Consider the following 23,075-nt stretch of genomic DNA (forward strand, 5'->3'; position numbering starts at 1 on the left):
GGAGTTCTATTTTCCGCATTTCGAAACCGCTCGAGCGTCCCTCGGGCAGGAGCCTCCATCAGCACGCGGAGTGGAATCACCTCATCCATGGAGGCGTGGCTGGCCGGCACGGGCAGAAGCTGCTGGGCGTGGATGTGTCGATGCTGGATGTTCAACTGGCTCTGCGCCGTGGCCAGGTCGTGCGACGAGCTGAGCCAGGAGCAGACCGCTTGAGCCGTGCCGCTCCTCGAGGGCGGCCCCCTTCTCTCCGCATCCCTTCGAGGGCGACATGACGACCGAGCACCCCGGCTCCCCTTCCGCCTCCGCGCCGAAGTCCCGTCGCCGTGCGCCTCCGGTGGTGCCTGTCTCCCGCGACGCGTTGTTGCCGCTCTCCTTCGGGCAGCAGCGCATGTGGTTCATCGAGCAGCTCACGCCCGGGGGCATCTCCTACAACGTCCCGTACTTCGCGAGGCTCACCGGCGCGCTGGACGTCCCCGCGCTGGAGCGCGCCCTGGCCGTGCTGGTGGAGCGGCACGAAGCGCTGCGCACCACATTCGCCGTGGTGGATGGACAGCCCGTGCAGCGCATCGCACCGTCCCTGTCCCTGCCGCTGCGGGTGGAGTCGCTGGAGGCACTGCCCGCGTCCGAGCGGGAGCAGGCCCTGCGGCGGACCGCGGAGGCGGAGGCGCGCACGCCCTTCGACCTGGGCGCGGGGCCGCTGGTGCGCGTGCGGCTGCTGCGGCTGGGCGAGACGGAGCACGTGCTGCTCCTGATGCTGCACCACATCTGCTGCGACGGCTGGTCGCTCACGGTGATGGAGCGGGAGCTTCAAGCGCTCTACGCGGCCTTTCGCACCGGCACGACGCCCGCGCTGCCCGCGCTGCCCGTGCAGTACGCCGACCATGCAGTGTGGCAGCGGCAGTGGCTTCGGGGGGAGCACCTGACGCAGCAGTTGGAGTGGTGGCGGGGTGCATTGACGGGAGCGCCCCCCGCGCTGGAGCTGCCCACGGACCGGCCCCGTCCCTCCGCGCAGTCCACTCGCGGCGCGGTGCACCGCCACGCGCTTCCTCCGGAGTTGGGGAAAGCGCTGGAGGTGTTGTGCCGCAGGCAGGGCGTCACGCTCTTCATGGCGCTCTTGGGTGGCATGCACCTGCTGCTCTCGCGGCTCAGCGGCCAGGACGACATCGTCATCGGCTCGCCCATCTCCGGCCGCACGCGCCAGGAGGTGGAACCGCTCATCGGCTTCTTCATCAACACCCTGCCCTTGCGCGTGCAGGGGGAAGGCTCGCTCGGCTTCGGGGAGCTGCTGCGCCGCGTGCGCAAGACGTGCCTGGACGCGTACGCGCACCAGGAAGTGCCCTTCGAGCAACTGGTGGACGCGCTCCAGCCCGAGCGCGACTTGAGCCGCCCGCCGCTCTTCCAGGTGCTCTTCACGCTCCAGCACTCGGCCGTGCCCGCGCTGGAGTTGGAGGGCCTCAAGACGTCCGAGCTGGACTTCGAGCCGGGCGTCTCTCGCATGGACCTCACCGTCTTCCTGCGCGAGACGCCCGAAGGCCTCGTGAGCCTCTGGGAGTACAGCACCGACCTCTTCGACGCGGCCACGGTGGCGCGCTTCGCGGAGCACTACACGCGCCTGCTGGAGGCCGCGGTCGCGGAGCCCGAGCGGCCCGTGGCCACGCTGCCGATGCTCAGCGAGGCGGAGCGCCAGCGCCTGCTCGAGCTGGGCACGGGCGCCGCCGTCCCCTACCCGCGAGAGGCGTCCCTGCCCGCCCTCTTCGCGGAGCAGGCCGCGCGCACACCTGACGCGGTCGCCCTGGAGGCAGGAAGTCAGAAGCTCACGTACGCGGAGCAGGCCGCGCGCACGCCTGACGCGATTGCCCCGGAGGCCGGAGGCCAGCGGCTCACGTACGCGGAACTGGAGGCACGCGCCAACCAACTCGCGCACCACCTGCGTGGCCAGGGCGTAAGCCTGGGGACTCCGGTGGGCCTGTGCGCGAGCCGTTCTCTGGAGATGGTCGTCGCCACGCTCGCCATCCTCAAGGCGGGGGGCGCGTACGTCCCGCTGGATCCGTCCTACCCGTCCGAGCGCCTGGAGTTCATGGCGCGTGACGCGCGCATCTCCGTGCTCCTGGTGGAGCCGGGCCGTGAGTCCGCGCTGGAGTCCCTGGCCTCGCGGGTCGTGGTGCTCGACCCGTCGTGGCGGACCTTCGCGGGCCACCCGGAGTCCGCGCCCGACGTGCACATCCCCGCGGATGCACTCGCGTACGTCATGTACACGTCCGGGAGCACGGGGCGGCCCAAGGGCGTGGGCGTTCCCCACCGGGCCGTGACTCGGTTGGTGAAGGGCGTGTCCTACGTCCGGTTCGACGCGCAGGACGTCGTCCTCCAGTTGGCCACCACGTCATTCGACGCCGCGACGCTGGAGCTGTGGGGAGCGCTGCTCAATGGCGCGAAGCTGTTCCTCTACCCGCCGGTAACGCCATCGCTGGAGGAACTGGAAGCGACGCTGGAGCGCGAGCACATCAGCGTGCTGTTCCTCACCACCGCCTTCTTCGAACAGATGGCGCTCAACCGGCCCGCTTCACTCGCGCGGGTGAAGCAGGTCATCACCGGTGGCGACGTCCTGTCTCCGCTGGCCGCGCGCAAGCTGCTGGACGCGGGCCGTGCAGTCGTCAACGGCTACGGCCCCACGGAGAACACCACCTTCTCCGCCACCTACCAGGTGAAGCGGGACCTGGATGCGCGGATGCCCGTGCCCATTGGCCGGCCGCTGGAGAACTCCCAGGCGCTGGTGCTGGACGCGCGCCTGGAGCCCGTGCCGCCCGGCGTGGTGGGCGACCTGTACGTGGGAGGCGACGGCCTCGCGTGGGGCTACCTCGACCGGCCGGAGCTCACCGCGGACCGCTTCGTCCCCCATCCCTTCAGCGAAACTCCCGGCGCACGCCTCTACCGCACCGGAGACCGCGCGCGGTGGCTGCCCTCCGGCGAGCTGGCATTCATGGGCCGCGCGGACTCGCAGGTGAAGCTGCGCGGCTTCCGCATCGAGCTGGGAGAGATTGAGACCGCCCTGCGCCACCTGCCCGGCGTGGAGGACGCCGTGGCGGAGGTGCGCGAGTACGCCCCCGGCGACAAGCGGTTGGTGGCGTGGGTGGCTGGACCCACCGTGGACATGAGCGCGCTGCGCCCAAGTCTGGCCGCGCGGCTGCCCGCGCCGCTGGTCCCCTCCGCCTTCGTGAAGCTGGACCGGCTGCCGCTGACGCCCGTGGGCAAGGTGGACCGCAAGGCGCTCGTCACGCCCATGGGTGACGCACCCACGGGCGAGTCCTCCGTGGCGCCCGTCACCCCGACGGAGACGGCGGTGGCGGAGGTCTGGGCCGCGCTCCTGGGCCGCACGCGCGTCGGCGCGCAGGACTCCTTCTTCGAATTGGGCGGGCACTCGCTGCTCGCCACGCAGGTCGTCTCCCGGCTGCGGGAGACATTCGCCGTGGACCTGTCCGTGCGGGCCCTGTTCGAGGCGCCCACGGTCACCAGTCTCGCGGCCCGGATCGATGCGCTGCGGCTGGGGAGCCACCGTCTCCAGGCGCTGCCGCTCGTGCCCGGCCCCCGGGATGGGTGGCAGCCCCAGTCGTTCGCGCAGCAGCGGCTGTGGATCATCTCGCAGCTCGACCCGCTGGGCTACGCGTACAACGTGCCCCTGGTCACGCGGCTGAGGGGCGCGCTGGACACGGACGCCCTGGAGCGGAGCCTCGCGGAGATCATCCGGCGCCACGACGTCCTGCGCACCACGTTCAACGAGGTGGACGGGCAGCCGGTGCAGCGCATCGGGCCCGCGGGGGACTTCACGCTGCAAAGGGTGGACGTGGCGGCCGCGCAGCTCGCGGAGCGCCTGTCCACCGAAGCGCGCCGCCCGTTCGACCTGCGACGCGGTCCCCTGATGCGGGGCCTGCTCCTGCGCGTCGCCGATGACGACCAGGTGTTGATGCTCGTCATCCACCACATCGTCTTCGACGGCTGGTCCGTCGACGTGCTCCAGCGCGAACTGAACGCGCTCTACCCCTCGAAAGGACAGGGCACGCTGCTGCCCCTGTCCCTCCAGTACGTGGACTACGCGCGGTGGCAGCGTGAGTCCTTCCACGCAGAGGAGCTGGAGGACCAGCTCACGTGGTGGAGGGAGGCGCTCCGGGGAGCACCGCCCGTGCTGGAGCTGCCCACCGACAAGCCGCGCCCGTCCATGCAGACCTTCCAGGGCGCGAACTTCGAGGTGCGGCTGCCCCAGTCCCTCCACGGCGCGCTCCAGTCGCTGGGCCAGCGCGAAGGCGCCACGCTGTTCATGACGCTGCTGGCGGGCTTCCAGGCCCTGCTCGCGCGCTACAGCGGGCAGGAGGATCTCGTCGTCGGCTCGCCCATCTCCGGCCGCAACCGCCGCGAGGTGGAGGGGCTCATCGGCTTCTTCGTCAACACGCTCGCCCTGCGCGCGGACGTCTCGGGGACGCGGTCCTTCCGGCAGTTGCTGCGCGGCGTGCGCGAAAGCTGCCTGGGTGCGTTCGCGCATCAGGACCTGCCGTTCGAACAACTGGTGGATGCGCTCAAGCCGCCCCGCGACCTCAGCCGCACGCCCCTGGTGCAGGCGATGTTCGTCCTGCAGCGGGCCGCGACGCCGCTGTCCCTGCCCGGCCTCGCGGTGGAGGACTTCCCGTTCCAGGCGGGCATCTCGCGCTTCGACCTCATGCTGTTCATGCGGCAGACGCCGCACGGACTCGTCGCCTACTGGGAATACAACACCGCCCTCTTCGAGGAGGCGACCCTGGCCCGGATGGCCGCGCATCACGTGCGCCTGCTCGAAGGCGTCACCGCGAACCCGGACCTGGCCCTGGTGGACGTGCCGCTGCTGTCACCGGAGGAACGCGAGCAACTGCTGGTCGCGTGGAACCACCGGGAGGAACAGCTCCCCGCACGCGAGCGGATCCACGTCCGGGTGGAGGCGCAGGCCGAGCGGACACCGGACGCGGTCGCCCTCACGAACGCAGCGGAGTCGCTGACGTACGCGCAACTGGACGCACGCGCCAATCAGCTCGCGCACCACCTCATCGCCCTGGGCGTCACGCCGGGCAGCTCCGTCGGGCTGTGCCTGGAGCGCTCCAGCCTGGACATGCCCATCGCGGTGCTCGCCACCCTCAAGGCCGGCGCGGCCTGCGTCCCGCTGGATCCGAACGCCCCGGCCGAAAGTTGGGTGCCCGTACTGGAGGACACCCGCGCGCCCGTGGTCCTCGCGCATGAGCGCTTCGTGCGTGCCCTGCCTCCAGACACCTCCGCGCGCATCGTGACGCTGGAGGCCGCCTCCGTGGCACGCCATCCCGCGTCGTCACCCGACGTGCGGCTGTCACCCGAGGCGGTCTGCTACGTCGTCTTCACCTCGGCCGGGGCGGACCGTCCCAGGGGCATCGCCATGTCCCACCGGGGCCTCGGAAACGTGCTCGCCTGGCGGACCCGCCATGCCGTCCGCGCGCGGGCCACCACGCTCCAGCTCGCCCCGCCCGGCTCCGACACCTTCTTCCAGGAGCTCTTCAGCACCTGGTGCGCCGGTGGCCGGCTGGTGATCAGCGACGAAGAAGCACGCCGCGACCCACGGTCCCTGCTGCGCTTCCTCACCCGGCACCCCATCGAGCGGCTCTTCCTGCCATCCGTCGAACTCCAGTCGCTGAGCGAAGCCGCGCACGCCGCGCCAGGCCTTCCTCCGCTCCACGAGGTCATCACGTCAGGCGAACCGCTCCAGGTGACGCCGGCCCTCGTGTCCTTCTTCGAGCGGCTGCCCGGCTGCGTCCTCGAAAGCCAGTACGGCCCTCCCGAAACCCATGCGGCCTGCGCGTGGCGCGCTGCGGGCGCCCCCAGCACCTGGCCCGCACGCCCTCCCCTGGGAAGGCCGCTGCCTTCGGTCCAGCTCTACGTGCTGGACCCGCGGCAACAGCCCTGCCCCGTCGGAGTTCCGGGCGAGCTGTACGTGGGCGGAGAAGGACTCGCGCACGGTCTGCCGGGCTGGCCAGGGCTCACCGCGGAGCGCTTCGTTCCCGCTCCCTTCAGCACCACGCCGGGCGCGCGCCTCTACCGCACGGGCGACAAGGGCCGCTGGCTCGCGGACGGACAACTGGAGCGGCTTGGACGCATGGACGGACAGGTGCGGCTGCGCGGCTTGCGTATCGCGCTGGGCGAAGTGGAGTCCGCCCTGCGCGCCCTGCCCGACGTGCGGGACGCCGCCGTGGTGGTCCGCGAGGACACGCCGGGACGCAAGCAATTGGTGGCCTACGTGGTCCAGCCGGAGGCGGCCTTCTCACAACGGGTGCTGCGGCAGGCGCTCGCGCGGCGGTTGCCGGAGCACGGGGTGCCGGCCGTGCTGGTGCGCATGGACGCGCTGCCGCTGGGCCCCAGCGGCAGGGTGGACCGCAACGCCCTGCCCGCGCCCGTGGAGGAAACGGCGGACGACACCGGCTCGCGGGCCCCCATGACGGCGGTGGAGAAGGTGATCGCCGACATCTGGGCCTCCCTGCTCGTGGTGCCCCAGGTGAGCCTCCAGGCCCACTTCTTCGAGCTGGGGGGACACTCGCTGCTCGCCACGCAGGTGGTCTCCCGGCTGCGGGAGGCCTTCGGGGTGGACCTGTCCCTGCGCGTCCTCTTCGAGGCGCCGACGCTCGCGGAGCTGGCCGCGCGGGTCGAGGCCCTGCGCCAGCAAGCCCATCCCCTCCGCACCCCGCCCTTGATGCGCCTGGAGGGTGGCGACTCCGCGCCCCAGTCCTTCCCGCAGCAGCGCCTGTGGTTCATCGACGCGCTCGCGCCGGGCGGGTTCGCCTTCAACGTCCCCCTGTTCGTCCGGTGCAAGGGACCGCTCGACGTGGCCGCGCTGGAGCGGTCGCTCGTGGCGCTCATCGACCGTCACGAGTCCCTGCGCACGGTGTTCGCGCAAGAGGACGGCCAGCCCGTGCAGCGCGTGCTGCCCTCGGTCCCGTTCGCGCTCGTGCATGAGCCACGGGAGGACGTGCCGCCCCACGAGCGCGACACCGTGCTCCGCCAGCACGCGGAAGCGCGGATGCGCCACGTCTTCGACCTGCGCTCGGGTCCGCTGCTGACGGCGACGCTGGTGCGGCTGGACGCGGAGGACCACGCGCTCTTGCTGCTCATGCATCACATCATCACGGACGGCTGGTCCACGGAGGTGATGGGACGCGAGCTGGGCATCCTCTACGACGCCTTCACCCGGAACCAGACGCCGCGCCTGCCGCCCCTGCCCATCCGTTACACGGACTACGCCCGCTGGCAGCGCGCGACCCTGCGGGGCGAGGGGCTGGACGCGCAGGTGGCCTGGTGGAAACAGCACCTGGAGGGCGCGCCCCCCGCGCTGGAGCTGCCCACCGACCGCCCACGGCCGCCCGTGCAGGCCCAGACTGGCGCGGCCCATGTCGTCCGGCTCCCCGCCGCCGTGGACGCCGCCGTGAAGGAGCTGTGTCACCAGCAGGGCGTCACGCCCTTCATGGCGCTGCTCGCGGGCTTCCAGGCGCTGCTGTCGCGCTACAGCGGGCAGGACGACCTCGTCGTCGGCTCGCCCATCTCCGGCCGCAATCACCGCGAGCTGGAAGGGCTCATCGGCTTCTTCGTCAACGCCCTGCCGCTGCGCGTGAAGGTCTCCGGCGCCAGGTCCTTCCAGGGACTCCTGCACCAGGTGCGCGAGACGTGCCTGGGCGCGTACGCGCACCAGGAGGTGCCCTTCGAACAACTGGTGGACGCGCTCCAGACGCCGCGAGACCTCAGCCGCACACCGGTGTTCCAGGCCGTGTTCGCCCTCTTCCAGGACTTCCCCGGCATCCCGCTGCGAGGGCTGGAGACGGCGCCGGTGTCCTTCGATCCGGGACTCGCGAAACACGACCTCACCCTCTTCGTGCGCGAGTCCGCCTCCGGGACGCTGACGCACTGGGAATACAACACCGCCCTCTTCGACGCGGCGACGGTGGAGCGCATGGCGGGGCACTACGTGCGGCTGCTGGAGCAGTTGACGCGAACCCCGGAGCGTCCGCTCGCGTCGCTGTCCCTGCTGACGGAAGCCGAGCGGCGGCAGTTGCTCGTCGCGTGGAACGACACGGCGCTCGAGGTGCCGGCGGACGTACGCGTGCTCCCGTGCATCACGCGGCAGGCGCGGCAAAGGCCGGATGCACTCGCGCTGGCGAGCGACGGGCAACGCCTCACGTTCCAGGAGCTGGAGACGGGGGCGAACCGGCTGGCGCACCTGCTGCGCGCGCACGGCGTGGGGCCGGAGACCGTGGTCGCCCTGTGCATGGACCGCACGCCCGGCTACGTGTGCGGCGCGCTGGGCATCCTCAAGGCGGGAGCGGCCTACCTGCCCATGGACCTGAAGTGGCCGGAGGCCTGGTGGCGGCACGTGCTGACGGACAGTGACGCGCGCGTCGTCGTCACGAGGCAGGCCTTCGCCTCCCGCTTCGAGGACCGCGGCGTGCGCGTGCTCTGCCTGGACGCGGAGCCCGCGCTGGAAGCGCAGCCCACCACCGCGCCCGGGGTGACGCCGCACGATGAGGCGATGGCGTACGTCATCTACACGTCGGGCAGCACGGGCAAGCCCAAGGGCGTCGCGGTGACGCATGGCACGCTGGCGAACCTCGTCGCGGGGCTCGGCACGGTGGCGGCAATCGCGCCGGGGGACCGGGCCACGCTGCTGACGGGGCTCGCGTTCGACGCGACCGTCTTCGAGACCTGGCCCGCGCTCTCGCATGGCGCCAGCCTCCACCTGCCGTCGGACGAGGTGCGCGCGGAGCCCGCGCGGCTGGTGCGATGGCTCGCGTCGGAGGGAATCACGCTCACGACGCTGCCCACGCCCATGGCGGAGGCGGCGCTGGAGCAGCCCTGGCCCGCCGGCATGCCGCTGCGACGGGTGCACGTCGCGGGGGACGTGCTGCACCGCCGCCCGGGCCCCTCCGTTCCAGGCCGGTGGTTCAACTGCTACGGCCCCACGGAGAACACCGTCATCGCGACCTCCGGCGTCGTGACGCCCGAAGTCCCCCAGGGCCCGCTGCCGCCCATCGGCACCCCTGAGCCGAACGTGCGCGTGTACGTGCTGGATGGCGCGGGACAGCCCGTGCCGGTGGGCCTGTGGGGCGAGCTGTTCCTGGGAGGCGCCCAGGTGGCGCGGGGCTACCTGGGCCAGCCCGCGCTCACGGCGGAGCGCTTCGGGCCGGATCCGTTCTCCCCAGAGCCCGGCGCGCGCCTGTACCGCACGGGCGACGTGGCGCGGTGGCTCGCGGACGGGACGCTGGAGTTCCGGGGCCGCGCGGATTCGCAGGTGAAGCTGCGCGGCTTCCGCATCGAGCTGGGCGAAGTGGAGGCCGCGCTGCTCGCCCAGCCCCGCGTGAAGGAAGCGGTGGCCCAGGTGCGCGAGGACGTGCCCGGCCAGCGCCGGCTGGTCGCCTACGTCGTGCTCCACGAAGGGACGGCGTTCACGGTGGACGCGCTGCGCGCGTCGCTGCGCGGGGCGCTCGCGGAGCACGCCGTGCCCTCGGCGTTCGTGGTGCTGGAGCGCCTGCCCCTCACCGCGAACGGCAAGCTGGACCGCAAGGCCCTGCCCGCGCCAGACGCGCACCGCCCCGAGCTGAGCGAGGACTACCGCGTCCCCGAGGCCGGCCTGGAAGAGACGCTGGCCGCGCTCTGGGCCGGAGTGCTGGGCCTGGAGCGCGTGGGCGCGAGCGACAACTTCTTCGACCTGGGCGGCAACTCCCTGCTGCTCCAGGCCGTGCACGCGAAGCTGGAGGCGCGGGTGGGCCGCAAGGTCCCGCTGCTGACGCTCTTCCAGTACCCCACGGTGCGCGCGCTCGCCGGCCACCTCTCACCGCCGGGGGACCCGCCACCGGGAGCCAAGCCCACCCCCACCCAGGACGCGGGAGCCCAACGCCGGGACAACCTGCGGCGCATGGCCCAGCGGCGCGGACGCTGAGGAGGCCCGGGGAGCCCTCCAGCCCGCCTGCCTGCCCTGGCGTCGTCAGACTTGACGCGGTAGTTCTATTTTCCTCAATTTACAGCCATTCAAGCATTCCGGAGGAGCCCACCATGAGCACACCGAGCGCCGTCCCCTCGCCCATGGAGTCCCGGCTGGCCGGGTACTGGCAGGAGCTGCTGGGCGTGGACGCCGTGCGGCCGGAGGACCACTTCCTGGAGGTCGGGGGCAACTCGCTCCTGGCCACGATGCTGGCCAACCGCATCGAGGACGACCTGGGCCTCCAGGTGGGCATGGTGGACCTGTTCAACACGCTGAGCGCGGTGGCGGCCGTCTGCGAGCGCCTCCAGCAGGAGACCCAGGCCGCCGGCTGACCTGGAGGGCGCCGCGTGGCCGCAAGACGACGGGCCGGGCGGGTGGACGGGGCTTGCCTCTTTTCCGCCCGCCCCCGGTTGGGCTAGCAGGGGGGCCATGCCCATCCTCGCCCTCGTCCGTCATGGTCAGTCGCTCTGGAACCTCGAGAACCGCTTCACCGGCTTCGTGGACGTGCCCCTCACCGAGCAGGGCCGCAACGAGGCCCGCAAGGCCGCGGACGCCCTCAAGGGCGTGAAGTTCGACGTCGCCTACACCTCCGCCCTGAGCCGGGCGCAGCAGACGCTGGCCATCCTGCTGGAGACGCTGGGGCAGACCCCGCCCGTCATCCGCGACGCGGCCCTCAACGAGCGCCACTACGGCGACCTGCAGGGCCTCAACAAGGCGGACGCCGCCAAGGAGTTCGGCGAGAAGCAGGTCCACGTCTGGCGCCGCTCCTTCGACGTGCCGCCCCCCAACGGCGAGTCCCTGGAGATGACCGCGAAGCGCGTGCTGCCCTTCTACGACCGCGCCATCGCGGGCGACCTGCGCCAGGGCAAGAACGTGCTCGTCGTGGCGCACGGCAACTCCAACCGCTCGCTGGTGATGCGCCTGGACAAGCTGTCCGGTGAGACCGTGGTGGGCCTGGAGCTCGCCACCGGCGTGCCGCTCGTCTACGAGATTGGCGCCGACGGACAGGTCGTCTCCAAGCGCGGCTAGAGGCCGCCCGCCGGTGCTTCACCAGGGCTTCCCTGGGGGATGTTCGTGAGGGGGGCTTGAATGAGCGCCCCTCTGTCCCGTCAGATGGGACGAAGCAAGAACACCCCCAAGGATGCACACCATGAAGGCCCTGACCCTCGCCGTTGTCCTGCTGTCCTCCGCCGCCTCGCTCGCCCAGACCGCGCCGCGCGCCGAGGACTCGGTCAATGCCGCCGCCGCCTCGGAGTTCCGCCGCCCGCCGCCGCCGGGCCACTCCACGCCCCGCCCCCCGATGCCGCAGCCGCAGCCCGTTCCGCCCCCGCCGCCCGCGCGCAACCTGGCCGTCGTGGACCGCGACCAGGTGGAGCGCCGCATCGACCGGCTGGAGAACGCGCTGCGCGACGCGATGTCCCGCACGAAGGACGCCAAGGGCCGCGAGAGCATCCGCGCCGCGATGGAGCAGCTGGACAAGCTGAGCGAGTACGTGGACGAGGCCGCGCCCTACGGCACGGGCCTGCCGCCCCCGGTGGTCAACCAGCCCGCGCCGATGCCGCCCCCGCCGCCGGTGGTGCGCCCCATCGCGGACGCGCAGTTCCGCGGCCTCACCCAGGCGATGCTCCGTGAGGCCTTCCCGCGCGAGAAGCTGCGCATCCTGTCGCAGGTGGCGTCCAACGAGAACTTCCTCGTGACGCACATCATGTCCGTGCTGGGGCAGTTCTCCTTCTCCAACGACAAGCTGGAGGTGGTGCGCCTCATGCGGCCCACGCTGCTGGACCCGCAGAACAGCTACCAGCTCTACCAGGCGTTCCCCTTCTCCAGCGACAAGGAGCGGCTGGAGACCATCCTGGACGGCGGCGGGCGCTACTAGCCTTGCGCCGTCACCGCTGGAGCGCGGACCAGATGGCCCGCGCCTCCGGCGAGTCCACGGTGGCATGGACGCTGGCCACCACGCGTCCTTCCGCGTCCAGCGCCAGGACGTAGGGGGTGTCGCTGGAGGCAAGTCCCAGCGCCTTCGCCATGCCGCCGTTCTTGTCCAGCCAGGTGTCCTTCCAGGAGTCCTTCGGCACCTGGTTCTTCGCCTTGCCCCGCGCCGCGCCCTCGCTGACGAAGAACGGCAGCTTGAGGGTGATGAGCGACTGACGGTGCACCGAGTCCGTCACGTGCCGGTCCGCCGCGTCGAACCACCCGCGCATCCGGTCGCCCGCGTCCTTGTCGGTGATGATGACCAGCAGCGTGGGACGCCCCTTCAGCTCGCCGCTCGCGTGAGGGCCGGACGTCAGGTCGCGCGCGGAGAACTCCGGCAAAGGCTGGCCGTTGGAGGGCAGCGCGAACGCGGCGCCCGGAGCCGTGAGCAGCGCCCCGGCCAGCACCAGCCCTCCCAGCGTGGAGCGGCCCCAACGCGAGTTCCCGGGTCGGTGTGTCATGGGAGGACAGGTGCTCACGGGCCCGCCGGTCACCAAGCGTCCGGGATGCCTGCGCACGACAGGCTGCCTGCTTTGCCTGGATATCCGGTAGCGTGGGGGTCCCCCCTTACCCCCCTGTACCGGGAGGCCCCCCCTTGAGAACCGTTTCCCTCGCCCTGCTCCTGCTGCCCCTGACGGGCGGCGCGGCCGTGAAGAGCGTCTCCACCCCGGCCCAGCTCCAGACCGCGCTGTCGTCCGCGCAGGCCGGTGACGAGATCGTCCTGGAGGACGGCACGTACGCCTTCAGCGTGAACCTCACCTGCGCGGCGGAAGGCACGTCGGCGGCGCCCATCGTGGTGCGCGCGAAGAACCGCCACGCGGCCCTCATCCGCTTCAACGCGCAGGAGGGCTTCAAGGTGTCCGGCCGCTACTGGACCTTCGACGGGCTGACCGTGGAGGGCGTCTGCTCGAACGACCAGACCTGCGAGCACGCCTTCCACGTCACCGGCCACGCGGAGAACTTCGTCCTGCGCAACAGCCGCGTGCGCGACTTCAACTCGCAGCTCAAGGCGAACGCGACGCAGAACGGCAGCGTCTGGGAGATGCCCCACCGCGGCCTCATCGAGAACAACGAAATCTACGACACGCGCGTGCGCGCGACGGGCACGCCCGTCAACAAGCTGAACATCGACACGGGCGATGACTGGGTGGTCCGCGACAACGAAATTCACGACTTCGGCAAGCAGGGCGGCGTCTCGTACGGCGCCTTCATGAAGAGCGGCGGCAAGCGGGGCCTCTTCGAAAGGAACCGCGTCCTGTGCGCGAAGGACCGGACCGGCGAGACCGACACGCGCATCGGCCTGTCCTTCGGCGGTGGCGGCACCGGCAACCAGTACTGCGCGCCGGCCTTCGACCCCAACGTGCCGTGCTCGCCGGAGCACACGGACGGAATCATCCGCAACAACATCGTGGCGAACTGCACGGACGCCGCCGTGTACCTGAACAAGGCCGCGAACACGCGCGTGCTGTTCAACACGTTCGTCGGCAACGGGCTGGGCGTGGACTTCCGCTACGCCGCGTCCACCGGCCAGGCCACCGGCAACGTGATGGCGAGCACCGTCCGCAACCGCGACAGCGCCACCGGTACCTTCACCGCGAACCGGACGGGCGTGGACAACGCCACCTTCGCGTCCTGGTACGTGGCGCCGCTCAAGGGCGACCTGACGCTCAAGGGCAACGTGTCGTCGCTCATCGGCGCGGCCCCGAAGAACGCGCTGGCGCCGGAGGACTTCTGCCTGCGGACCCGGCCCGCCTCGGCCACGCTGGGCGCGCTGGAGCACTCGCTGGGCAACTGCACCCCGGGCACCGGCGGCGGCACGGACGGAGGCACCGGCACGGGCGGAGGCACGGACGCCGGCACCGGCGGAGGCACGGACGCGGGCACCGGCACGGGCGGAGGCACGGACGCGGGCACCGGCCTGGACGCGGGCACGGGCGGCATCATCCCGGACGCGGGCACGGGTCCGGAGGAGGAAGCCCCCGGCGATGACGACGAGGATGGCGGTTGCAGCGCGAGCCCGGGCCTGCTGCCCGCGCTCCTCGCCCTGCTCGCGCCCCTGGCCCTGCGCCGTCGCGCCCGCCGCTAGCGAAGGCACGTCGCGGGGAGGCTGGCGCTCCAGCCTCCTCGCGGCACCCGCGTCAGAACGCGGTGGAGACGAACAGGCCCGGGCGGATGGACAGGATGCCGCCCGCCACGAGCAGCAGCGACACCAGCGTGCCCACCAGCACCGGCACGTAGCCGGGCACGGGCCGCGCCGCGCCGGACGCGGAGGCCTCGCCGCTGGCCTTCAGGCGCCGGCGGGTGGCGCCCAGGGGGCCCTGGATGGCCCCCACCGCCAGGACCATCATCACGATGTGGCCGATGAGCGCCGGGTAGTACCCGCGCGTCACCAGCACCGCGATGCCCACGAGCACCTGCAACTGCAGCAGGCCGGAGTAGGACGCGCCGACGATGCGCCCCACCTTGTCGAACGGGCGCTTCGTGGCGACCGCGAACGCGAAGAACGCGAGCGCGATGACGCCGGACAGCAGCACCAGGTAGCGAAGGCCCGAGTGGAGATGGAAGAAGAAGGTCATGGGCGCAGGGGTTTAGCACCCGCCGGGCGGGACGCGACGTTTCCGGAAGGCTACGACGGGTCCGGCTTCGGCGTGCGCTTCGTGCTGGGGGGCAGGGGCGGCGCGGAGATGCGCTCGGCGGGGGGCAGCTCGCCGGTGAGGCTCTTGAGGAAGGCCACCAGGTCGTCCACCTCGCCGTCCTTCAGTGTGCGGCCCAACTGGTAGCGGCCCATCAGGCGCACCATGGTGGGCAGGTCCCTCACGCTGCCGTCGTGCAGGTACGGCCCGGTCATCTCCACGTTGCGCAGCGTGGGCACGCGGAAGTAGCCGCGGTCGTCCTCGTTCTTCGTCGCGTCGAAGCGGCCCGCGTCGGTGAGCGCCGGGTATGCCTCCACCAGCCCCAGCTTCTGGAACGACGCGCCGCCCACCGCCGGGCCGTTGTGGCACGTGGTGCAGCCGGTGGTGACGAAGGCCTCCAGGCCGCGCTGCTCCTGCGCGGACAGGGCCGAGTGCTCGCCCGCGAGGAAGCGGTCGAAGCGCGACGGCGTGGTGAGCGTGCGCTCGAAGGCGGCCAGCGCCCGGGCCGCGTTCGCCAGCGTGACGGGCTTGCCGCCCTTGGGGAAGGCGGCGCGGAAGCGGGTGGCGTACTCGGGGATGGAGGACAGCGTGGCCTCGACGCGCTTCGCGTCCGGCATGGCCATCTCCACCGGGTTCATCATCGGGCCTTCGGCCTGGGCCTCCAGCGTGGCCGCGCGGCCGTCCCAGAACTGCGCGATGTGGTGGGCCGCGTTGTAGACGGTGGGCGAGTTGCGCGTGCCCTTCTGCCCCTTGTGCCCGTCCGACAGCGCCTTGTTGTCCACGCCGAACGTGGTGAGGCCGTGGCAGCTGTTGCAGGACACGTCGTGGTTCTTCGACAGCCGGGGCTCGTGGAAGAGCATGCGGCCCAGGGCCACCTGCGCCTCGGTGTCCGTGGGCAGCGGCGCCTGGTTGCGGGGCGCCTGGAAGAAGTGCGCCGCCAGCTTCGCCACCGCGTCGGCATCCGGCACCGCGGGCTTCGCGGCCGGGGCCTCTACCGCCACGGGAGCAGGCGCGGAAGGCTTCGCCTCCGGGGCCGCGCCAGAGGAGCGCTCACAGCCCGCGAGCGCGCCCAGCGCAGACAGGGTGAACCCGAGAAGCAGTCGATTTCGCGTCATGAACAAGGCCTCCCGTCAGCGGCACGGAACGAAGCGCACCGTACCAGCGCCCCGGGCGGCGGGAGCAGGGACGGAAAGTCGCACCACCCGCCGGGCTTTCCCATGCCATCAGTCCGGCAGCGCCCGTCCGGACAGCGGCCCGGCGGGCACGGAGTGGGGGTGCTGCGGAACAACACCGGCACCGCTACCCCTTCTTCTTCAAGGCCCCGGCGGCGTGCCGGGGACGCGGACCGGCGCGTCCGCCTGGAAGCGGGGCGCCACGGAGGACGGCGGATGCAGGACGACGACACGGGCGGCAAGGGGCGGGAGGTGGACGTGCTCGTCTGCCGCAAGTGCCTGACGAAGAGCGCCCGGAGCGGCGGGCAGGACCTGCCGCGCTGGCTCCAGGGAGAGCTGGCCGAGCGGGGCCTCGCCGGACAGGTGCGCATCACGCCAACGGGCTGCATGAACCAGTGCCCGCGCCGGCAGGTCACCGTGCTCGTCTCCGACTCCGATGATCCGCAAGGCCGCATGCTGCTGGTGGAGCCCCGGCTCCAGCGCGACCTGCTCCTGAAGTTCGTGGAGCGCCGCGCGCGGCCGGACGCGCCCGCCGCTTCGCCTGGCGGCGGCGACGGTGCGGGGCGGGGGCAGGAGCACCTCGGTGATGAACCGGTCCACGAGGAACGCGGCCAGTAGCCCCGTCGCGGTGCCGGCGGTGTCCCACGCCAGGTCCTTCAGGGAGAAGGCGTTGCCGCGAGCGCGGTCGTAGACCTCCTTGCCCAGCCCCACGCCCAATCCCAGTCCCACGCCGGTAAGCGCCCGCGCTCCTGGTGAATCGAACAGCACCGCGCCCGCGCCGTAGCCCACGCCCGTGGCGGCGGCGCACGCCGCGAAGTGTCTGGGCTTGTCGTCGCCAAACCAGTCATCACCGGACGCGGCGAGGGAGGAGGCCGGGACGGCGGACAGCGCGAGGGCGGCGAGCACGGCGCGAGGGGGCATGCATCCATCCTGTAGCATTCCCCGCACGAGGACGGGACCTGGGCTGAGAGTGAAATCCAGGGGTGTTTCCACGCTTGCCGACCCCCACGGTTGGTGCGTTTTGGAGACGGAGCCCGCAGGTGGGCTTATGCTCGACTGGCTTTGAAAGGCTTCGGTCCCTCGCTCAGCTTCCGGCAGGCCCGTCACCCCGCGCTCGATGGCGCGCGGGGGTTGGCCGTGCTCGCCATGGTGATGGGTCACACGCTGGACGCGCTCTTGGCGCCGGCCTTCCGCGACCATCCGTGGGTCCAGGAGTACTGGAAGCTGCGGGGCATCACCGCCCCGCTGTTCCTCCTGGTGAGCGGCTGGGCGGTGGTGATGGCGCTGGGCACGAAGCCGGGCGCGGCGAAGGACTCCTTCGGCCGCCGGTTCCGCCGCGCGCTGTTGCTGTTGTTCCTAGGTTACCTGCTGCACTGGCCGGGCTGGGGCGCGGTGCGCGAGCTGGGCTTCAGCGACGCCATGCTGGCCAAGGTCTTCCAGTTCGACGCGCTCCAGTGCATCGGCGCGGCGCTGATGCTGGGCGCGATGGCGCTGGTGGTGACGCCGCACCGGGGCGCGCGGGCGCTGCTCCTGGGCGGGCTGGCGGTGGGAATTCCCCTGGCCAGCGCGGGCATGTGGCACGCGGGCGCGCACCTGCCGGTGCCGCTGCAGCAGTTCCTTGGCAACGGGGAGGGCAGCCGCTTCCCGTTCTTCCCCTGGGCGGGCTTCTTCTTCGCGGGCGCGTTCGCCGCGCACGGGCTGCACCTGTTGAAGCCGGGCCTGGCGCAGGGCTTCGCGCTGCTCGCGCTGGGCGGGGCGCTGGTGGCGCTCACCCGCTGGGTGCCCATCGAGTGGACGCCCACCAGCCCCACGATGGTGATGTACCGCGTGGCGCAGGGCCTGATGGTGCTGGGCGCGGTGAACCTGCTGCCGCAGCGGCTGAGCGGCCTGCTGGCGCCGCTGGGGCGGCTGTCGCTGTGGATCTACGTGCTGCACCTGCCGGTGGTGTACGGCTGGGCGGACACCGCGGGCCTCGCGCAGCGCATCGGTCCCCGGCTGGGCATCGCGGCGGCGCTGGGCGTGTCCGTGGCGCTGCTGGTGGGCTGCTATCTCGTCGCCCGCGTCGGCCGCTGGGTGCGAGAGCAGGCCCGCCCCTGGCGCGCGGGCTCCACGACCCTGGGCGCCAGTGTCGGCACCGCGCGCCTGGGCCAGTAGAACGCTTCAGCCTTCGGAGCCGGTGCGCGGCAGCTTCGCGGGAGGCTCGGTGGCATTGCCCCGGGCCACCAGCTCGCGGGCCACGGACTCCAGTGCGCTGATGCGGCGGCCCGCGCGGCCCCGGGCCCACGTGGCCACCTCCGGCGCCTTGAGCAGCGACACCGCCTGCTCCACGCCGCCCGCCTTGCCCTTGAGCGCCCGCGCCGTGGCCAGCCGCACGTTGCGCGCGGACCTGCGCGCCAGGCCGCCGTTCCACAGCAGGTCCAGGGCGAAGGTGGTCCACACCGTCAGCTCGTCGTCCGGACGCAGGAACGCCTCGAAGCGGGCCAGCGCCTGCGCGCGCGGCTCACCGGCGCGCAGCGCCTCCTCCGGCAGCTCGACATGCAGCGGCGTGCTGTGCGCGATGGGCTGCTCCGGCGCGATGACCGCCTCGAAGCGCTCGCCCGTGGCGTAGCGGACCGCCACCAGGTGCACCAGCTCCGGCGGGATGCCCGCCTCCAGCGCGTGCGCGTTCGCTTCCGCGTAGAAGAGGACCAGCCGGTCCGCGGCATCCGCCAGCGAGCGCAGCTCCAGCGGCGGGCGCCACTCGCTCTTGTAGATGCGGCGCCGGTTGGGCCCCGTGCGCGTCTCCTGCCGCTCCAGCTGCGTGTCCACCATGAACTCGAACGCGCCCAGCATGCGGTCGAAGTAGTCCGGCTTGCCCTCCAGCTGGCCGAGGATTTCCGCCACCGCCTCGATGGTGGAGACGCAGTGGTCCGCCGGCTCCGCGCGGATGCGGTAGTTGCTGGGGCGGCGAGGCACGAAGCCGATGCGCGGCAGCGCCGCGAGCACCGGGTTGCGCATCACCACCTTCTTCGCCTGCGGCCAGGTGCCGTCCACGACGATGAGCGTCTCCGGCGGGTTCGCCTGGGCCTCCTCCACGGAGATGGCGTCCTCGCCCGGGAAGAGCACCGCGACGCGCTCGGGGTGCTTCGCCAGCTCCTCCAGCCGCGCGTGGCCGGTGAAGTCCACGCCCCGGTGCAGCTCCGAGTTGGGCAGCGACAGGTGCGCCATGCGCGCCGTGCCGATGGCCACGCGCCGCTCCCGCGGATGCTGGAGGAACACCACGCGCGTGCGCGTCTGGAGCTGGGGGACGTGCGCGCAGTAGCACGCGCTTTCAGGACGCAGACACTTGATGCAGAAGGTACGCACGCCCGGCCCTTTATCACGGCCCCGCCCCCAGCGGCCGGGAGGGGCGCCCGCGCACGGAAAGGGCCGCCCCCTCCCCTGCCCGCCCGGGAACGGCTACATGGGGCCTACCGTGAACCTGCTCCTGCTCTTCGACGAGGACTTCCAGCCGGACGGCACCGCCCGGCTCACCGGCCGCCGCGCCCAGCACGCCCGCGAGGTCCTCAAGGCCGAACCCGGCGAGTCCCTGCGCGTGGGCCGCCTGGACGGCCCCACCGGCACGGGCGAGGTGCTGGAGAACGCCCCCGGTCTGCTCCACCTGCGCGTCACCCTCACGGACCCGCCCCCGCCCAGGGCCGGCGTGGACCTGCTGCTGGCCATCCCCCGCCCCAAGGCGCTCAAGAAGGTGCTGCCCGCCGTCGCGTCCCTGGGCGTGGACCGCGTGGTGCTGGTGAACGCGGCCCGCGTGGAGAAGAGCTACTTCGACTCCAAGGTGCTCAACGAGGCCTTCGTCCGCGAGCTGCTCCACCAGGGCCTGGAACAGGCCCGCGACACACGCGCCCCGGAGGTGCTGATCCGCGAGCGCTTCCGGCCCTTCGTCGAGGACGAACTCGACGCCGTCTTGGGCACGGAATCACTGCGCCTGCTCCCCCATCCACCGGCCAGCCAGCCGCTCGGGGCCCAAGGGGTGGAGCGCGCCCGGCGCGTGGTGCTCGCCATCGGTCCGGATGGCGGCTGGGTGCCCTTCGAGGCGCAGCTGCTGGAAGCGCACGGCTTCCAGCCCTTCTCCCTGGGCCCGCGCATCCTCCGTGTGGAGACGGCGGTCCCGGTGCTGCTGGGTCAGGTGACGCTGCTCAAGGCGCCGTAGCCGCCGCGGGCGCCGTCGCTGGCGCGGGAGGCGGCTGGAGCTTCTGCCACTCCTCCAGCGGCAGGGGCTTGGTGACCTTGAGCACGGACACGTCCACCCTCTCCGGGCGCGGCTCGGTGCGCGTGTCCTCGGTGACGGTGAAGTTCAGGCGGTTGATTTCATGCCCGGCCTCCGTCTCCAGCACGACGCGCCAGTCGCCCGGCTTGGGCGTGGTGCCCGGCTGCGCGTAGTAGCGGTAGCCCCCCTCCGAGCCGTTACTGCTCACGCTGGCCAGGAAGCCCTTGCCCAGCGCCGTCCAGCCCTTCTCCGGGTGGTCGTAGTACCAGCGCACGCGCACGCGGTACGGCTCGAAGCCCTTGGGCGCGAAGATGCGGAAGAAGTACATGGGCTGCTCGCCGGGCCGCACCGTGAAGTCCTGATCGCCGTGGTGGAACGCCGTCCAGACCTTCCACCAGGGCTGCGCCTCCGACGTCAGGTGATACACGCCCGGCGAGACGCGCTTCACCTGGTGGTAGATGCCGCTGTACTGCACCGCCAGGGGCACCGGGGGAATCACGCCCAGGAAGTAGCACCCGAGCAGCAGCGCCTGCGCGCCGAAGCCGGGCACCGCCACCGTGCGCAGCAGCGCCTTCTCATCCGGGCGCCACCGCTTGAGCACGCGCAGGAGCCCGTAGACGCTGCCGCAGCCCAGCAGGACGGAGAGCGTGAAGATCCACCACCCCACCCTCCCGAAGAGCACCGGCAGCAGCGACGCGAAGTACAGCGTCACGCACAGGCTGAAGACGGCCACGCGGATGACGGGCCCCAGTTGCCGGAAGCGCGGCAGCTCGTTCGCCACCAAGAGCCCGAACATGCCCGCCATGAACAGCAGCGGCGTCAGGCCCGACGAGCTCTTGAAGAGGAACAGCGTGAACGCGCTCAAGAGGCTGCCCAGGAAGAAGTGCAGCGCGTCCTCGCGGAAGCGCCACACCTTCGCCAGGAGCTTCGGCGGCTCCACGCCCTCGGGGTAGCGCTGCTCCAGCACCAGCAGGCCCGCGAGGATGGCCAGGTAGACGAAGTTCTGCACCTCCGTGAGCGCGTCGTCGACGGGGCTCAGCGTGAGGACGTCGTAGAGGAAGCCCGCGAAGAAGAAGAGGGCCATCTCCTGCTTCTCGTACTTCGCGCGGAAGGCCTGCACGCGGTCCACCAGCGTGGGCGTCTTCTCCGTGCTGACGAGGTCGTCCGGATCCGCGACGCCAGCGCCGGGCATGGCGACCGCGACGTTCGGCCCGGGCGGCAGGGGGCCTGTCCCCACCGGGCTTCCGGGCACTTCGGTGGACGCGTCCTGCGGCTTCGAATCAGGCGGTGTGACGGTGAGCACGGCGGCGAGACCCCTCTTGGCGACCGCCGCCCAGTCTACGCGGGGGACGGGGCCCGGGTCTTCCCCCCGGCCCCGAGCCCTTTGCTTGCGCCTACTTGCCGCCGGCGGCGACCAGGTCCCGCAGCTCGCCGCGCTCCGCCAGCTCCATCAGGATGTCGGAGCCGCCCACGAACTTCCCGTGGATGTAGACCTGCGGAATCGTGGGCCAGTTGGAGTAGTCCTTGATGCCCTGGCGCACGGCCGGGTCCGCCAGCACGTCCACCGTGTGCACCGGGCCCAGCGGCTGCAGCAACTGGAGGGCGCGCGCGGAGAAGCCGCACTGGGGGAACAGGGCATTGCCCTTCATGAAGAGGACGATGGGGTGCGACTTCACCGTCTCGTCGAACTGGGCCTTGAGGTTCGCGTCCATGAAACGTTGCTCCTTCTTCAGCGGGGCCCGAGCTTCTTCCACTGCTCGGGCGAATAGGTCTTGAGCGCCAGCGCATGCAGCTCGCCGGACTTCAGCCACTGCTGCAGCGGCGCGTACACCAGCTGGTGCTGTTCCACCATCGTCTTGCCGGTGAAGGCGGGAGACACGACACGCGCCTCGAAGTGGTCTCCCGTCCCCGTGGTGTCGTTCAACTCCACCTCCGAGCCCGGCAAGGCGTCGAGGAGGTAACGGCGAAGCGTCTCGGCGTCGAGCATCAGTTCATCCCCTTTCCCATCACCAACATGGCCGGGTCCACGCCCAGCCCACGCAGGGTGGCATCCCACAGCTTCCCCGGGTCCTGTCCCAGCACCGCGTCCGCGGTGGCGTCGGCGTACAGCCACGAGCCCGCGGCAATCTCACTCTCCAACTGCTTGGGGCCCCAGCCCGCGTACCCCAGGCAGAAGCGCACGCGCGGGTCGGTCCGCTGCAAGAGGGGCCCCAGCGCGTCCAGGGTGACGCTCAGGTAGAGGCCGGGCAGGACGACGTGCTTCTCCGGAACGGATTCGTCGTCATGCAGGACGAAGCCCCGCTGGGGCTCCACCGGGCCGCCCACGAACACCGGCTGCGACACGCGGTCGGTCGAGATGTCCATCGACTGACCGCGCGCCAGCTCACCGAGCGTCAGGGGCGCTCCCCGGTTCACGACGAGCCCCATGGAGCCCGTCTCCCCGTGTTCGATCATCAGGATGACCGAGCGGTAGAAGTTCGGGTCTCCGAGCTGGGGCATGGCCAGCAGGAAGCCTGAGACGAGGTTCTTCACGCCAGGGAGCATCGGCCGTCCGGCGGGGGTGTGCAACCGGAACCCGCTCCCCTGCTGGCCTCAGTGCCAGCTCTGGTGCTTGGACTTCAGCGCCTTGGCCAGCTTCTCCGGATCCAACGGCTTGCCGATGAAGAGGTCCGCGCCCAGGCCCTTGCACTTGCGCGCGGTGGCCGCGTCGCTCATGGCGCTGACGCCGATGAGGACCGCCTGCGGGAACTTCTCACGCAGCTTGGACATGAGCGTGGTGCCGCTGCGGCCGGGCAGGAACACGTCCACGATGGCGGCGTCCATGCGCTTGTTGCGCACGGCGAACTCGGCCTCCTCCGCGCTGCCCACGGGCATGGCGTCGTAGCCCCAGCCGCTCACCATCTCCACCAGGAGCTCGCGGTGCGCGGCGTCGTCCTCCACCACCAGCACTGAACCCCGGACGGTCTCCTTCCGCAGACCGTCGTCACGCGGACGCTCATCACGGGCAGGCGAGAGAGGGATTTCTTCCGTCGGGAGCGACATGGTGT

At 71.7% G+C, this 23,075-nt stretch carries 17 protein-coding genes; 7 read left to right on the forward strand and 10 right to left on the reverse strand.

The window, feature by feature from the left end:
* The first annotated feature begins 268 nt into the window (after window positions 1-268).
* From JYK02_RS40530 to JYK02_RS27685, 4 genes are all read left to right on the forward strand, one after another.
* Window positions 269-9,964 carry a non-ribosomal peptide synthetase gene (locus JYK02_RS40530; protein WP_207055572.1) on the forward strand — a complete coding sequence of 3,232 codons (9,696 nt, stop codon included), beginning with the start codon at window positions 269-271 and terminating at the stop codon, window positions 9,962-9,964.
* A gap of 113 nt (window positions 9,965-10,077) precedes the next feature.
* Window positions 10,078-10,338: a phosphopantetheine-binding protein gene (locus JYK02_RS27675; RefSeq protein ID WP_207055573.1), complete on the forward strand. Its 261-nt coding sequence runs from the start codon at window positions 10,078-10,080 to the stop codon at window positions 10,336-10,338.
* Window positions 10,339-10,435: 97 nt separating this feature from the next.
* The gene (locus JYK02_RS27680) at window positions 10,436-11,035 is read left to right on the forward strand and encodes a 2,3-bisphosphoglycerate-dependent phosphoglycerate mutase (protein ID WP_207055574.1); all 600 of its coding nucleotides are present in this window, start codon (window positions 10,436-10,438) and stop codon (window positions 11,033-11,035) included.
* A gap of 121 nt (window positions 11,036-11,156) precedes the next feature.
* Entirely contained in the window at window positions 11,157-11,882 is a 726-nt protein-coding gene (locus JYK02_RS27685) for a DUF4476 domain-containing protein (RefSeq protein WP_207055575.1), read from the forward strand.
* A 10-nt stretch (window positions 11,883-11,892) separates the two neighbouring features.
* On the opposite strand, the gene JYK02_RS27690 is transcribed toward JYK02_RS27685, so the two are convergent.
* Entirely contained in the window at window positions 11,893-12,438 is a 546-nt protein-coding gene (locus tag JYK02_RS27690) for a hypothetical protein (RefSeq protein WP_207055576.1), read from the reverse strand.
* Between the two features lie 134 nt (window positions 12,439-12,572).
* Between JYK02_RS27690 and JYK02_RS27695 the strand changes: the two genes are divergently transcribed.
* Window positions 12,573-14,063 (forward strand): chondroitinase-B domain-containing protein, encoded by a 1,491-nt coding sequence (locus tag JYK02_RS27695; RefSeq protein ID WP_207055577.1) that lies wholly within the window; start codon window positions 12,573-12,575, stop codon window positions 14,061-14,063.
* A gap of 52 nt (window positions 14,064-14,115) precedes the next feature.
* Here the strand turns inward: JYK02_RS27695 and JYK02_RS27700 are convergent, their stop codons facing one another.
* From JYK02_RS27700 to JYK02_RS27710, 3 genes are all read right to left on the reverse strand, one after another.
* Entirely contained in the window at window positions 14,116-14,553 is a 438-nt protein-coding gene (locus tag JYK02_RS27700) for a hypothetical protein (RefSeq protein WP_207055578.1), read from the reverse strand.
* A gap of 50 nt (window positions 14,554-14,603) precedes the next feature.
* Window positions 14,604-15,725 carry a cytochrome-c peroxidase gene (locus JYK02_RS27705; protein ID WP_207055580.1) on the reverse strand — a complete coding sequence of 374 codons (1,122 nt, stop codon included), beginning with the start codon at window positions 15,723-15,725 and terminating at the stop codon, window positions 14,604-14,606.
* A 198-nt stretch (window positions 15,726-15,923) separates the two neighbouring features.
* Window positions 15,924-16,703, reverse strand: a complete 780-nt coding sequence (locus JYK02_RS27710) for a hypothetical protein (RefSeq protein WP_207055582.1) — start codon at window positions 16,701-16,703, stop codon at window positions 15,924-15,926.
* 93 nt (window positions 16,704-16,796) lie between these two features.
* Here JYK02_RS27710 and JYK02_RS27715 point away from each other — a divergent pair, with 93 nt between their 5' ends.
* Entirely contained in the window at window positions 16,797-17,936 is a 1,140-nt protein-coding gene (locus tag JYK02_RS27715) for an acyltransferase family protein (protein ID WP_207055634.1), read from the forward strand.
* A gap of 6 nt (window positions 17,937-17,942) precedes the next feature.
* Here JYK02_RS27715 and JYK02_RS27720 read toward each other — a convergent pair whose 3' ends face one another.
* Complete coding sequence (locus JYK02_RS27720; protein WP_207055583.1) at window positions 17,943-19,127, reverse strand: DTW domain-containing protein; 1,185 nt, start codon at window positions 19,125-19,127, stop codon at window positions 17,943-17,945.
* 109 nt (window positions 19,128-19,236) lie between these two features.
* Here JYK02_RS27720 and JYK02_RS27725 point away from each other — a divergent pair, with 109 nt between their 5' ends.
* Window positions 19,237-19,971: a 16S rRNA (uracil(1498)-N(3))-methyltransferase gene (locus JYK02_RS27725; protein WP_207055635.1), complete on the forward strand. Its 735-nt coding sequence runs from the start codon at window positions 19,237-19,239 to the stop codon at window positions 19,969-19,971.
* On the opposite strand, the gene JYK02_RS27730 is transcribed toward JYK02_RS27725, so the two are convergent.
* The 5 genes from JYK02_RS27730 to JYK02_RS27750 form a co-directional block, all read right to left on the reverse strand.
* Window positions 19,958-21,331: a DUF2914 domain-containing protein gene (locus JYK02_RS27730; protein ID WP_207055584.1), complete on the reverse strand. Its 1,374-nt coding sequence runs from the start codon at window positions 21,329-21,331 to the stop codon at window positions 19,958-19,960. The two genes, JYK02_RS27725 and JYK02_RS27730, sit on opposite strands and share 14 nt — an antisense overlap.
* Before the next feature lie 91 nt (window positions 21,332-21,422).
* Entirely contained in the window at window positions 21,423-21,740 is a 318-nt protein-coding gene (gene grxD, locus JYK02_RS27735; RefSeq protein WP_207055585.1) for a Grx4 family monothiol glutaredoxin, read from the reverse strand.
* A 17-nt stretch (window positions 21,741-21,757) separates the two neighbouring features.
* Window positions 21,758-22,015 carry a BolA family protein gene (locus JYK02_RS27740; RefSeq protein WP_128795669.1) on the reverse strand — a complete coding sequence of 86 codons (258 nt, stop codon included), beginning with the start codon at window positions 22,013-22,015 and terminating at the stop codon, window positions 21,758-21,760.
* Complete coding sequence (locus JYK02_RS27745) at window positions 22,015-22,560, reverse strand: YqgE/AlgH family protein (protein WP_207055586.1); 546 nt, start codon at window positions 22,558-22,560, stop codon at window positions 22,015-22,017. The genes JYK02_RS27740 and JYK02_RS27745 overlap by 1 nt, the downstream gene beginning before the upstream one ends.
* A 60-nt stretch (window positions 22,561-22,620) precedes the next feature.
* Window positions 22,621-23,070 (reverse strand): response regulator, encoded by a 450-nt coding sequence (locus JYK02_RS27750; RefSeq protein ID WP_120527433.1) that lies wholly within the window; start codon window positions 23,068-23,070, stop codon window positions 22,621-22,623.
* Window positions 23,071-23,075 lie beyond the last annotated feature (5 nt).

This window comes from Corallococcus macrosporus, assembly GCF_017302985.1.
Lineage (GTDB): Bacteria > Myxococcota > Myxococcia > Myxococcales > Myxococcaceae > Corallococcus > Corallococcus macrosporus_A.